The organism is Streptomyces sp. NPDC031049 (assembly GCF_055571015.1).
Genome location: NZ_JBVIGC010000029.1, coordinates 1 through 11,215 on the forward strand (window position 1 = coordinate 1; position 11,215 = coordinate 11,215).

13 protein-coding genes are annotated in these 11,215 nt (G+C 74.8%); 6 read left to right on the forward strand and 7 right to left on the reverse strand.

Annotated elements, in window-relative coordinates; translation table 11 throughout:
- Positions 1-95: 95 nt before the first annotated feature.
- Positions 96-1,043, reverse strand: a complete 948-nt coding sequence (locus ACZ45Q_RS32385; protein WP_468268166.1) for an MBL fold metallo-hydrolase — start codon at positions 1,041-1,043, stop codon at positions 96-98.
- A 239-nt stretch (positions 1,044-1,282) separates the two neighbouring features.
- On the opposite strand from ACZ45Q_RS32385, the gene ACZ45Q_RS32390 reads away from it, so the two are divergent.
- Entirely contained in the window at positions 1,283-1,615 is a 333-nt protein-coding gene (locus tag ACZ45Q_RS32390; protein ID WP_468268169.1) for a DUF6059 family protein, read from the forward strand.
- On the opposite strand, the gene ACZ45Q_RS32395 is transcribed toward ACZ45Q_RS32390, so the two are convergent.
- The 3 genes from ACZ45Q_RS32395 to ACZ45Q_RS32405 all read right to left on the reverse strand — a co-directional run bounded on the left by ACZ45Q_RS32395 (position 1,591) and on the right by ACZ45Q_RS32405 (position 4,116).
- Positions 1,591-2,937 carry an FAD-dependent monooxygenase gene (locus ACZ45Q_RS32395; RefSeq protein ID WP_468268172.1) on the reverse strand — a complete coding sequence of 449 codons (1,347 nt, stop codon included), beginning with the start codon at positions 2,935-2,937 and terminating at the stop codon, positions 1,591-1,593. The genes ACZ45Q_RS32390 and ACZ45Q_RS32395 overlap by 25 nt on opposite strands.
- On the reverse strand, positions 2,906-3,172 hold the full coding sequence (locus tag ACZ45Q_RS32400) for an acyl carrier protein (RefSeq protein WP_217249443.1): 267 nt from the start codon (positions 3,170-3,172) through the stop codon (positions 2,906-2,908). The genes ACZ45Q_RS32395 and ACZ45Q_RS32400 overlap by 32 nt, the downstream gene beginning before the upstream one ends.
- 122 nt (positions 3,173-3,294) lie before the next feature.
- Positions 3,295-4,116 (reverse strand): AfsR/SARP family transcriptional regulator, encoded by an 822-nt coding sequence (locus ACZ45Q_RS32405; protein WP_468268175.1) that lies wholly within the window; start codon positions 4,114-4,116, stop codon positions 3,295-3,297.
- Positions 4,117-4,419: 303 nt separating this feature from the next.
- On the opposite strand from ACZ45Q_RS32405, the gene ACZ45Q_RS32410 reads away from it, so the two are divergent.
- The 5 genes from ACZ45Q_RS32410 to ACZ45Q_RS32430 all read left to right on the forward strand — a co-directional run bounded on the left by ACZ45Q_RS32410 (position 4,420) and on the right by ACZ45Q_RS32430 (position 8,892).
- Positions 4,420-4,722, forward strand: coding sequence for a phosphopantetheine-binding protein (locus tag ACZ45Q_RS32410; protein ID WP_468268178.1), 303 nt, complete (start codon positions 4,420-4,422; stop codon positions 4,720-4,722).
- 146 nt (positions 4,723-4,868) lie between these two features.
- Positions 4,869-5,945 (forward strand): LLM class flavin-dependent oxidoreductase, encoded by a 1,077-nt coding sequence (locus ACZ45Q_RS32415; RefSeq protein ID WP_468268181.1) that lies wholly within the window; start codon positions 4,869-4,871, stop codon positions 5,943-5,945.
- A 26-nt stretch (positions 5,946-5,971) separates the two neighbouring features.
- A complete protein-coding gene (locus ACZ45Q_RS32420; RefSeq protein WP_468268183.1) occupies positions 5,972-6,727 on the forward strand; it encodes a thioesterase II family protein in 756 nt (251 codons plus the stop codon).
- Entirely contained in the window at positions 6,724-7,878 is a 1,155-nt protein-coding gene (solA, locus tag ACZ45Q_RS32425; protein WP_468268186.1) for an N-methyl-L-tryptophan oxidase, read from the forward strand. The genes ACZ45Q_RS32420 and solA overlap by 4 nt, the downstream gene beginning before the upstream one ends.
- An 18-nt stretch (positions 7,879-7,896) precedes the next feature.
- The gene (locus ACZ45Q_RS32430; protein WP_468268189.1) at positions 7,897-8,892 is read left to right on the forward strand and encodes an AfsR/SARP family transcriptional regulator; all 996 of its coding nucleotides are present in this window, start codon (positions 7,897-7,899) and stop codon (positions 8,890-8,892) included.
- A gap of 9 nt (positions 8,893-8,901) precedes the next feature.
- On the opposite strand, the gene ACZ45Q_RS32435 is transcribed toward ACZ45Q_RS32430, so the two are convergent.
- From ACZ45Q_RS32435 to fabD, 3 genes are read right to left on the reverse strand one after another with little or no spacing between them, the layout of a single operon-like run.
- On the reverse strand, positions 8,902-9,450 hold the full coding sequence (locus ACZ45Q_RS32435; RefSeq protein WP_468268192.1) for a flavin reductase family protein: 549 nt from the start codon (positions 9,448-9,450) through the stop codon (positions 8,902-8,904).
- A 19-nt stretch (positions 9,451-9,469) separates the two neighbouring features.
- Complete coding sequence (locus tag ACZ45Q_RS32440; protein WP_468268195.1) at positions 9,470-10,321, reverse strand: 4'-phosphopantetheinyl transferase family protein; 852 nt, start codon at positions 10,319-10,321, stop codon at positions 9,470-9,472.
- Complete coding sequence (fabD, locus tag ACZ45Q_RS32445) at positions 10,318-11,208, reverse strand: ACP S-malonyltransferase (protein WP_468268198.1); 891 nt, start codon at positions 11,206-11,208, stop codon at positions 10,318-10,320. The genes ACZ45Q_RS32440 and fabD overlap by 4 nt, the downstream gene beginning before the upstream one ends.
- Positions 11,209-11,215: the final 7 nt, after the last annotated feature.

The following is an 11,215-nucleotide window of genomic DNA, read 5'->3' on the forward strand; positions in this document are numbered from 1 at the left end:
GGGGGGACGGCGAGGTGCTGACGAAGTTCCGGGTGGTCCGCCAGGACCACCTGGTCTGACGCGGGCCCGGCTCCCCGCACGCACACCGCCCGGGGTCAGGCCAGGCAGCAGGGCAGCCCCCCGTGGTGCTCGATCATCTCGCCGAGCGCGGTCTGGAGGGTCTCGCCGGGCAGCGGGTCCGCGGCGGGCGTGCCGTCCAGCTCGGCGTAGGCGCGGTGCAGGTTGGGCACCAGCCGTTCGGGGTCCAGCAGCGCGGCGTACGGGCCGAGGGCGGCGTCGCGGGCGGCCTGGAGCGGTGTGCGGCCGGCCCGCCGTCCGTCGGCGGCGATGCGCTGCACCAGCCGCAGATAGCCCTCGACGGCGTCGAACACCTCGGGCCCGCACACCGGCCCGTGCCCGGGTACGACGGTCCGCGCCCCGTAGGCCCGCAGCCGCTCCAGCGCCTCCAGGGAGCCGGCGATCGAGCCCATGAGGCAGAACGGGGTGACCCCGTTCATGACCAGGTCGCCGGTGAACAGCACCCGCTGCCGGGGCAGCCACACCACGGTGTCGTTGGAGGTGTGGGCGGGCCCGACGTGCTCCAGCTCGGCGCGCAGCGACCCGATGTGCAGGGTGAGGGCGTCGGTGTAGGTCAGGGTGGGCGGGGCCAGTTCGATGGTGCCCCACTCCACGTCGGGCCAGAGCCCGGTCAGGTGCAGGCCGGAGGCGATCATCTCCGTCCGGGTGCGTTCGTGGCCGATGACGACGGCCTCGGGGAACAGGTGGTTGCCGAAGACGTGGTCGCCGTGGAAGTGGGTGTTGACCACGGCTCGCGGCGCGGCCTGCGGGTTGTGGCGCAGCGCGGTGCCGCGCAGGTGGCGGGCGCGAGCCTCGGTGGCCGCGGTGTCGACGAGGGCGCTCTCGCCGCCGGAGACGATGATGCCGGCGTTGTTCAGGCACCATCCGCCCGGTGCTTGGACGTAGGCGTGGACGCCGTCGGCGATCTGCGCCGTCTCGGCGAAGGGCGCGGGCGCTGCGGTGGGGACGGTGGGGCTGGACGGCACGGCCGTTCTCCTCCCGGGTGTCGGTTGCCCCGAGTCTCACGGCGGGGCCTAGCGCCCCGGTCGAAGCCCCGGCGTGCCGGGCCCGGCCCAGGGCGGCGGCGGGGCGCCGGCCGGCGCCGCCGGCCGACCGGGCGCACCGGCGGGGCTCGAGGGCCCGTCGTGCGGTTCACGACCGCGCGGGCCGACCGTGGTCCGCACGGCAGGCCCTGGTGCGGGCCGCGGTACGAAAAGGAGTTCCCATGGCGTTCACCGGTGCCCGGCGGGCGTGGGGCGTCGTCCGCGCCCTGGGCGAGCCGCTCTGGCAGGGCCTGGTCGCCCTCGGTGCCCTCCTCGCCGCCGGCGAACTGGCCCGGGCGGACGCGGCCCGCGGCGGCGCCGGGCCCGGCGCGGGCTCCGCACGCGACGCGGCCCGTCGGCTCGACGCGGCCGACGGGCTCGACGCGGGCCGTGGGCCCGACGCGGGCCGTGGGCTCGGCGCTCCCCCGCCCGGTCATCCCGAACGGCTGCGTCCCGACCTGCCGTTGACCGCGCTGGAGCGGGCCCTGCTTCAGGAGCTGGGCCCGATGGGCTGAGGTGCGGCCGTGTCCACCGTGAACAGGTCCGTCCGCACCTCGGGCACCGAACGGCCGTAGGCGATGCGGCGGGTGATGCGCGTGCCCAGCGGGGTGCGGGTGACCAGGCGGGCCGCGTGGGAGCGCAGGACGTCCACGGCCGGGCCGCCCGCTCCGAGCAGCGCCTTGGCCTGCACCTTCTGCACCCGGGTGACCGCCTCGGCGGCGGGCCCCCGCAGCCGTTGGAAGGCGGCCAGCCGGGCGCGGGAGCAGTCGCCGGCGGCGAGCGCGTCGACCAGGACGGGGTGCAGGGCCGCGGCGTCCTGGAGGGCGAGGTTGATGCCCTGGGCGCCGAGCGGTCCGTGGGTGTGGGCGGCGTCGCCGAGCAGCACCAGCCCGTCGCGCACCCAGGTGTCGGCGTGCGCGGCGAACACGTCGAGCAGCCGCAGGTCGTCCGGGCCGCGCAGACCATCCTGGATCAGGTCGGCGAACTCGGGCAGGGCGGCGGCCAGTTCGGCGCGTACGGTCTCGATGCCCCGGGCGGCGACGGCGGGCCAGCCGCGGTGCGGCAGGGTCCAGCCGATCCTGAGCCGGTCGGGGTGGGTGTCGTGGACCAGGACGGCGCTGCCGGGCGCCCGGTGCACGGCGACCGTGCCGGTCGAGCGGCCGGGGGCGGGCAGCGAGAACCACACGACGTCCTGGTCGAAGGCCTCGGTGCGCCCGGCGCCGATGCCGGCGAGGGCGCGGGTCCTGGAGTAGCGGCCGTCGGCGCCGGCCACGACGCGGGCCCGCACGGTGACGCGGCGTCCGCCGGGGCCGCTCGCCACCACGCCGGTGCACCGCCCGCGGTCCTCGGTCAGCGCGGACAGGCGGTGGCCCGGCAGGTGGTCGAAGCCGGGCAGGGCACGACAGGCGGCGGCGAGTTCGGCCAGCAGGTGCCGCTGGGGCAGGGCGAGCAGATGGTCGTAGGGGGCGGGCAGCCGGCCGTAGTCGATGTCCAGCAGCACGCGCCCGCGGTCCAGCAGCCGGAAGCCGCTCAGGCGCCGGGCGCCGCGCGCACGCGCGGCGGCCAGCACTCCGAGCCGGTCGAGGACCTGCTGGCCACCGGGCTGGAGGACCTCCCCGTGGAAGTCCCGGCCGACGGAGGCGGGGTCCCCGGCGGACTTCTCCAGCAGCGCGACCCGTACGCCGGAGCGCAGCAGCATCAGGCTCAGCGCCAGCCCGGCGGGCCCGGCGCCGACGACGGCGACGTCCGTGTCCAGCCGATGCCCGTCCGGGCGTCGCGGGTCCGCGGTGCGGCCCGCGCGGCGGTCAGGCCGCGGCGCGGACGGCGGCCAGGGCACGGTTGACCAGGTCGAGGTAGGCGCGCGGGGTGTCGGCCTCGTCGAGGGCCTCCTCGTCGAGGGCGACACCGAAGTCGCGCTCGATGCGCCCGGTGGTCTGGAGGATGGCCAGGGAGTCGTAGCCGAGCTCGGCGAACGGCACGTCGACGACGTCGCCGTCCAGGTCGACGCCCTCCTCCTGGCCCGCGCACTCGCGCAGCAGGGCCTTCAGGTCGTCCAGTTCGAACTGTCGCATGGGTGGTCTCCGTCTCTGTACGCGCGAGCGGTCGGCCGTTCGGTGACGGCTCGAGACTCGGTCAACGGGCTGGAGGAACACTCGAATCCGCCGGGTGCCGCAGGCGGCACGGCCGCCGCCGCTCAGGCCGCGTACAGGTCGAAGGTGGAGGTGCGGCGCGGTCCGGACACCACGTCCAGCTGGGGGTCGACGGCCAGCATCGCCTGGTGCAGCCGCTGGAGCTGCGGCGAGGGCTCCACGCCCAGCTCGTCGACGAGGCGGCGGCGCAGCCGGTGGTAGACCTCGAGCGCGGCGGCCTGCCGGCCGGAGCGGTACAGCGCCACCATGGCCTGCGAGTGCAGCCCCTCGTGCTCGGGGTGCCGGGCGATCAGGTCCATCAGCTCGGCGATGACCTCGGCGTGCCGGCCGAGCCTGAGGTCGGCGTCGATACGGCGTTCCCGGGTGACGAGCCGGCTCTCCTCCAGCCGCATCGCCTCGATCTCCAGGATGGGGCCGACCCGCACGTCGACCAGGGCGGGCCCCTGCCACAGGTCGAGCGCCTTGCGGTAGGTGCGGGCGGCGCGCTCGTCCTCGCCGTCCTCGAAGCACTGCTGTGCCTCGGCGACGAGGCGCTCGTACTCGTGGACGTCGACCGCCTCGGCCGGTATCTGGAGCAGGTAGCCGCCGTGCCGGGTGGCGAGCACGCCCTTGGCGGCGCCGGGGGCGCCCGGCCCCATGGCGGTGCCCAGCCGGCGGCGCAGCTGGAGGATGTAGGTCTGGAGGGTGGTCAGGGCGCTCTGCGGGAGTTCGGTGCCCCAGATCTCCTCCATGAGGGTGGGCACGGGCATGACCCGTCCCGGGTAGAGGGCGAGCAGGGCCAGGATCTGCCGTGGCTTCCCGGCCGTCGGAACGATCGACATCCCGTTGACGTCGGCACTCAGTGGACCCAGAACACGTATCTTCATGGTTTCCTCCCCGTACCTCGACGGCTGAACTCGGCTGCCGAGCCGGTGTGCGAATCGGTGCCCGAGGCTCGTCGATATTGCGCCACGCGGGGATGCGCTGTCCTTACCCCACGACGTATGCACGAGGCGCACCGTATCCCGCCGCAACCCTGCCGACGGAAATCCTCTAGGAATCATCGAGCGGTTTTCCGGTGCCGCTTCCAAGACCGTGTCTGACGTGTCTCTGACGCATGACTGACCGCCCGGAAAGGGCGCCGGGGAGCGTCTTCCGCCCCTCGGTGCCCGCTGTTAGCTTTCCCCGGCATGGAGACCACCGAAAGCACCGGGAGCAACGACGGCCGGGCGGTGCCCGAGGGCGCGGACCCGCTGACCCGGCAGCTGCTGCGGCAGATGGTCGCCCGCAGCATGCGGCTGCCGGAGTCCGAACTCCCCGGCGACGACGAGGACCTGGTGGACCACGGCCTGGACTCGATCACCGCCATGGAGCTGATCTCCGCCTGGCACCGGCGCGGCATCGAGGTCGGATTTCCCGAGCTGATGGCGCGCCCCACGCTCGGCGACTGGTGGCTGCTGCTTTCCCGCCGCTCCGCCGCGAACGCCGCATGACCTGAACTCGAAGGGCTCCGGAAAACCGCTGGAGGCGCGCTCGCGCCCGCCGCGTATTCGACACCGACCGTCTATGGTCCGATAGCGGAGGAATTTTAGCCGCCCTTTCCGGCCAGCCGGAATCGGATCACCAGACGGAGCCATCCATGGAATTCGGCGTGAACTTCTTTCCGGTCGTCGATCCGGAGCGCAAGAGCGCGAGCACCTACTACGACGAGAGTCTGAGACTGGCCGCGCTCGCCGAGGCGCTGGGATTCGAGCACGTGCAGACGGTGGAGCACTACGGCTCGCCGTACGGCGGTTACAGCCCCGATCCGGTGGTCTTCCTCACCGCCGTGGCCGCGCGCACCAGCCGGATACGCCTGGTGACCGGCGCGGTCATCGCCGCGTTCGCGCACCCGGTGCAGATCGCCGCCCGTCTGGCGCAGCTCGACAACCTCTCCCACGGCCGGCTGGACGCCGGTTTCGGACGCGGCTTCCTGCCCGACGAGTTCGACCTGTTCGGCGTGGACATGGCCGAGAGCCGCGCCCGCTTCGACGAGGTCGTCGACGCCTGTGTCGCGCTGTGGAGCGGACGCGAGGTGCGCTTCGAGGGCGAGGTGCACCGCTTCGGCCCGGTCACCGGCTTCCCCCGCCCCTACCAGGACCCGCACCCGCCGGTGTTCGTGGCGTCGGCCACCAGTGCCGCCTCCTGTGCGCTGGCCGGTGAGCGCGGCCACCACCTCCAGGTGGTCCCGTCGGTCACCAGCCGCGAGCAGCTGACGGCGATGACGGCGGCCTACCGCGAGGCCCGCGCGGCCGCCGGCCACCAGGGCCCGGGCCGCATCCAGATCAAGTACACCTGCTACCTGGGCGAGGACCGCGCCACCGTGCTCGCCGACGCGCGCGCCGGCGAGGAGAACTACGTGCGGACGATGGCCGGCGCGGTCGCCTCCTGGGCGAGCGCGCGCTCGGAGCAGTACCCGGGCTACGAGGCGTTCGTGGAGAAGGTCCGCGCCTACGACTTCGACGCGTCCCTCGCCGGCCACAAGGTGCTGGCGGGCACGCCCGACGAGGTGGCGGCGCAGATCGAGACCATCCGCGGCTGGTACGGCGACGACCTGTGCCTGAGCCTCCAGTTCAACCCCGGCCACCTGCCCTTCGAGCGTGCCGAGCGGGCCGTGGAGCTGTTCGCCCGCGAGGTGGCCCCGGCGTTCACCGGCGGCCTCGCCGCGGCGGCGTGAGCCGGGCCCGACCTTCAGGAGAGGCGATGTACGGCATATCCGGACCATCCGAGGGACTCCGCCTGTTCGTCTTCCACCACGCGGGCGGCTCCCATCTGCTCTACCGCACCTGGCCGGGCCTGCTGCCCGCCCACTGGGACGTGCGGCTGCTGGACGCGCCCGGCAGGGGACGGCTGGCCGACGAGACGCCGCTGGACGACGCCCGCCGGCTGGCGGACTTCTTCCTGCGCCGCCTGGACGCGGACCTGACGGGCCCGTTCGCGTTCTTCGGGCACAGCATGGGCGCGCTCGTCGCCTACGAGCTGACCCGGCTGCTGCAGGCCGAGGGCCGCGAGCTGCCGGTGTGGCTGGGGCTGTCGGCCCGCGGGGCGCCCCGACCGCAGGGCGACGGCACCCGCAGGCACGAGCTGCCCGACGACGAACTGCGCATCCACCTCGCGGCGATGGGCGGCACCCCGCTGGAGGTGCTGCACGAGCCGGACCTGTGGGCGATGTTCGCCCCGGCCATCCGCAACGACCTGCGCCTGGTGGAGAACTGGCGCCCGAGCCCCGGCCTGGCGCCGCTGCCGGTGCCGCTCGCGGTGTACGGCGGACGGGGCGACGTGGTCGTGCCCGAGCACCGCCTCGCCGACTGGGAGCAGCACGCCGAGCACTTCCAGGGGCTGCACCTGTTCGACGGCGGGCACTTCTACTTCCAGCCCGACCCGGCCCCGCTGCTGGGGACGATCACCCGGCACGCCACGGCCGCGCTCCGGGAGCGGGCGGCGGTGAGGCCGTCATGAGCGGGGACCGGGGGACGGACGCCGACGTCGTCGTGGTCGGGCTGGGCGCCTGGGGTGCCGCCGCGCTGTGGCAGCTGGCCCGGCGCGGGCTGAACGCGATCGGCGTGGAACGCTACGGGCTGGCCAACACCTCCGGCTCCTCCTACGGCGAGAGCCGGATGTTCCGCACCGCCTGCCTGGAACACCCCGGCCTGGTGCCGCTGGCACAGCGCTCCCGCGAGCTGTGGCAGCAGCTGGAGACCGAGACGGGAACGCATCTGCTGGACCCCACCGGGGCGATGCTGATCGGCCCGCCCGACGGCCGCATCGTGGGCGGCGCGCTGCGCGCGGCCCGGGAGCACGATCTTCAGGTGCGGGTCCTGGACCGCGACGAGCTGCACCGGCGCTGCCCGGCCCACCAGGGCCTGGCCACCGGTGACATCGCCGTCGTGGAGCCGGAGGGCGGGCTGACGCTGCCCGAGCGGACCGTCCACGCGGCGGTCGGCGCGGCCCGCGCGGCCGGGGCGCGGGTGCTGACCGACACCCGGGTGACGGCGGTGGAGCACGCGGGCGACGGCGTCGCCGTGCACACGGCCGCGGGCCGGGTGCTGCGCGCCGCGCAGGCCGTGCTCACGGCCGGGCCGTGGCTGGACCAGCTGGTGCCGGCGCTGCCGCTGGAGGTCGTGCGGATGCCGACGACCTGGTTCACGCCCGACGAGCCGCACGAGCGGTTCGCGCTGGACCGGCTGCCGGTGTTCATGCGGGAGATCGACGGCGGGGACGTGCTGTGGGGCCACGGCACGCTGCCCGGCCGCTGCGAACTGAAGCTGGGGCTGGAGGACGGCGGCAGGCACTTCCGCGTCGTGGACCCCGAGACGCTGGACCGGTCGGTCTCGCCCGTGGACTGGGCGGTGCTGGCACGGCACCTCCAGTGGGCGGTACCGGGCGTGGGCGGCGCGCCGTCGCGTGCCCTGGCCAACGTCTACGCGCGCACGCCCGACGGCCAGTTCGTGATCGGGCGGCCGGGGCGGGACGCGCGGGTGGTGGTGGCCGGCGGCTGCTCCAGCCACGGCTTCAAGCACTCCCTGGGCGTCGGCGAGGTGGTGGCCGACCTCGTGCAGGGCAAGGAGCCGGCCGTGCCGCTGGGCTTCACCGATCCCGACCGCTTCTGAGTGACATGCGAGGAAGAGATGCAGTTCCGCATTCTCGGTCCCGTTGAGGTCCACGACGAGCGCACCGGACTCCGGATCCTCCCCACGGGCGCCAAGCAGCGCGCTCTGCTGGGCGCGCTCGTGGTGAAGTCGGGGCACATCGTGTCCGTGCACCGGCTCATCGACGAGCTGTGGGGCGAGCATCCGCCGGCCAACGCCACCAACGCCCTCCAGGCCCACGTGGCCCGGCTGCGGCGGCTGCTGCCGGTGCCGAACGCCGGCTCGGGCGAACCCCACCACGAGTGGATCGTCACCCGCTCCCTCGGCTACGTGCTGCGCATGGGCCGGGCCACCACCGACGCCGAGCGTTTCAACCGCCTGGCCGCCGAGGGCCGGGCGGCGGCCGTCACCGATCCCGGGCACGCCGCGGAAGTGCTCCGCCAGGCGCTCGCGCTGTGGCGCGGACCGGCACTGGAGGGCAGCGTGCGCGGCGACATCTGCGCGGCGGAGGCGGCCCAGCTGGAGGAGAACCGGCTGACCGCCCTGGAGGCGCTGTACGACGCCTGCCTGCGCGCCTCCCGGCACGACGAGATCACCGGCGAGCTGGAGGAACTCACCGCCGACCACCCGATGCGGGAACGTTTCTACGACCTGTTGATGGTGGCCCTGTACCGCTGCGGCCGGCAGGCGGAGGCGCTCGGCGTGTACGACCGCGCGCGCAAGCGCCTGGCGCACGAGCTGGGCGTGGAGCCCGGCCCGGTGCTGCGGGGCCGCATGGAGGCGATCCTCAACCACGACCCGTCCCTCGCGGTCCCCGGCCCCGCCGATCCGCCGCATGCCTCGGTCCACCCCATCCCGCGTCCCCCGGCCCCGAAGGCGGCACCGGCCACCGCCCACGAGGCGACGGTGGTGACCCTCACCGACGAGATAGCCCGCCTGCGACGCCACGTGGAGCGCCTCTCCCTGGAACAGCAGGCCCTGATCCGCCGCTTCGACCTGCTGTCCTCCCAGGCCGCCCCGGCACGGGCCCGCTGACGCCGGGCGCTAGGCCAGGGCGGGCGCGGTGGGGGCCGGGGTGTGGAAGGCGCGGCGGTACCACAGGAGGGGGGCCGGGGCCGGATCGCCGGTGTGGGCGTCGGTGACCGTGCCGAGGACCAGGTCGTGGTCGCCGGCCCGGACCACGTCGGCGGTGCGGCAGCGCAGCAGGACCTTGGCGCCGGGCAGGTAGGGGGTGCCGGTGCCCGGCCAGGCGGCGAAACCGGAGCCGGCGAAGCGGTCGGCGCCGTGAGTGGCGAAGCGGCGGGCCAGTTCGTCGTGTTCCGCGCCCAGGACGTTCACGGTGAACTCCTCGGCCCCGGTCAGCGCGGCGTGACAGCTCGACCGGTGGCCCACCCCCACCAGCACCATCGGCGGCTCCAGCGACACGGAGGTCACCGAGGTGGCGGTGAAGCCGCGGCGCCGGCCGGCCGGGTCGAGCGCGGTGACCACGCTGACCGGCGCGGCCAGGTGCGCCATCGCCTCCCGGAAGGCCTGCGCGTCGGCGTGGGGGGACCGGGCGGCGTCCTCGTCCTGCGGCGGGCGGTGTGTCCTCACGGTCTTCTCCTCTGCTCGGTCACTGGGATCGGCCTGCCAGGCCCGCCGGCTCCGGACGGCCGTGGTGCGGGCCGGGCAGCGGCAGCTCGTGCGGTGTGGACCGGCCCCAGGGGAACCCGTCGTGCACGAACAGCCGCCGCGCGGGGCCGGACCTGTGCGTGCCGCGTTCCACGGCCAGCGAGACCAGCACCTCGGGACGGGGCTGGAGTTCGACGAAGGTCCAGCGGTCGGCGGTGTCGTCCTCCGGCGGCCGGAAGCCCAGCACACCGCGGTCGTCGGCGAGTTCGAAGGAGAAGGAGTCGAAGGGCAGCCCGAGCCCCAGCCCGCGTGCCTTCGCGTACGCCTCCTTCAGCGTCCACAGCCGCAGCGTGGCCCGGTCCCGCTGCCGGCCGGGCGGCATCTCGGCGAGCCGGGCGCGCTCCTCGGGCGCGTAGCTCTGCACGATCCAGCCCAGGCCGCGCTCGGCGGCCCGGTCGATGCGCTCGACGTCGACACCGACGCGGCGGCCGTGGCCCACGGCGACGACGTTGTGCCCGTGGGCGTGCGACAGGTTGAAGTCGAGTTCGGGCCGTCCGCCCGGACCGTCGTCGACGGCGGCCTGGAGGAAGGGGCGGCCCCGGGAGGAGCGCCAGATGGCGGCCTCGGCCTCCGGCACCCCGGTGACCAGGCTGAGCACCCGCCGCACCAGCACGTGGGCGACGAGGTACTGGCGCCGGTCCCGCGGGAACATGAAGCGCCGGGCGACGTCGTGCTCGTGCTCGTCGAGCCAGTGCTCGGCGAGCGTCTCGGCCAGGGGCTCCTCCAGCGCCTCGTTCGAGCAGAACCACAGGTGCACGCTGCCCGGGTCCGGCCCGGCCGCGAACCCGCTCACCGGGGGCCCGCCGCGCCGACGGCCGTCCTGCGCTCGCGCCGGATCTGCCGCAGCATGCCCGTCAGTACGGTGCCGGTGCCGATCTCGGTGAACTCCGGCTCGGGGCCGTACGCGCCGTCGAGGATCGACTCGATGGTCCGGCACCAGCGCACCGGCTGGTGGATCTGCTGGAGCAGCAGGTCGCCGATCCGCTCCTGCTCGTACGGGCGGGCGGTGGCGTTGGCGACGACCGGGCAGGCGAGCGGGGCGAAGGGGGTGGCCGCGACGACCGGGTAGAGCCGCTCGGCGGCCGGGGCCATGTACCGGGAGTGGAAGGGGCCGCTGACGGCCAGGCGCCGCACCGCGCGCGCCCCCGCGTCCTCCAGGATCGGCCCGGCCTCCTCCAGGTCCTCCACCGGGCCGGCCAGCACGATCTGGCCGGGCGTGTTGAGGTTGGCGAGGTCCAGGGAGCCGAACCCGGCGCGCAGCAGCAGGAAGCGCAACTGGGTCTCGGGCAGGCCGATCACCGCGCTCATGCCGCCGCCGCCCGTGAGCGCCATCGCCTCGGCGCGGGCGGCGACCAGCCGCAGCCCGTCGGTGAAGCCGAACGCGCCGGCGGCCTGGAGGGCGTTGTACTCGCCGAGGCTGTGCCCGACGGCGAGGTCGGGCCGCTCCCCGGCGTCCTCCAGGTGGGCGCGGAGCGCGAGCGCGTTGACGGCGAACATGGCGGGCTGGGTGTAGCGGGTGTTGCCGAGCCGGCCGTCGGGGTCCTCCAGGCACAGCCGGCGCAGGCTGTAGCCGAGCACGTCACTGGCCTGCGACTCCAGCTCGGGGAAGCGGTCGAACAGCTCCCGGCCCATGCCGGCGCGCTGGGCGCCCTGGCCGGGGAACATGAAGATCCGGGTCATGGTGATC

What these genes read in the sequence shown, in the direction of transcription:
- ACZ45Q_RS32400 (WP_217249443.1), bottom strand. Translation starts at nt 3,172, where the DNA reads ATGCGACAGTTCGAACTGGACGACCTGAAGGCCCTGCTGCGCGAGTGC.
- solA (WP_468268186.1), top strand. Translation starts at nt 6,724, where the DNA reads ATGAGCGGGGACCGGGGGACGGACGCCGACGTCGTCGTGGTCGGGCTG.
- ACZ45Q_RS32415 (WP_468268181.1), top strand. Translation starts at nt 4,869, where the DNA reads ATGGAATTCGGCGTGAACTTCTTTCCGGTCGTCGATCCGGAGCGCAAG.
- ACZ45Q_RS32430 (WP_468268189.1), top strand. Translation starts at nt 7,897, where the DNA reads ATGCAGTTCCGCATTCTCGGTCCCGTTGAGGTCCACGACGAGCGCACC.
- ACZ45Q_RS32420 (WP_468268183.1), top strand. Translation starts at nt 5,972, where the DNA reads ATGTACGGCATATCCGGACCATCCGAGGGACTCCGCCTGTTCGTCTTC.
- ACZ45Q_RS32410 (WP_468268178.1), top strand. Translation starts at nt 4,420, where the DNA reads ATGGAGACCACCGAAAGCACCGGGAGCAACGACGGCCGGGCGGTGCCC.
- ACZ45Q_RS32405 (WP_468268175.1), bottom strand. Translation starts at nt 4,116, where the DNA reads ATGAAGATACGTGTTCTGGGTCCACTGAGTGCCGACGTCAACGGGATG.
- ACZ45Q_RS32390 (WP_468268169.1), top strand. Translation starts at nt 1,283, where the DNA reads ATGGCGTTCACCGGTGCCCGGCGGGCGTGGGGCGTCGTCCGCGCCCTG.
- fabD (WP_468268198.1), bottom strand. Translation starts at nt 11,208, where the DNA reads ATGACCCGGATCTTCATGTTCCCCGGCCAGGGCGCCCAGCGCGCCGGC.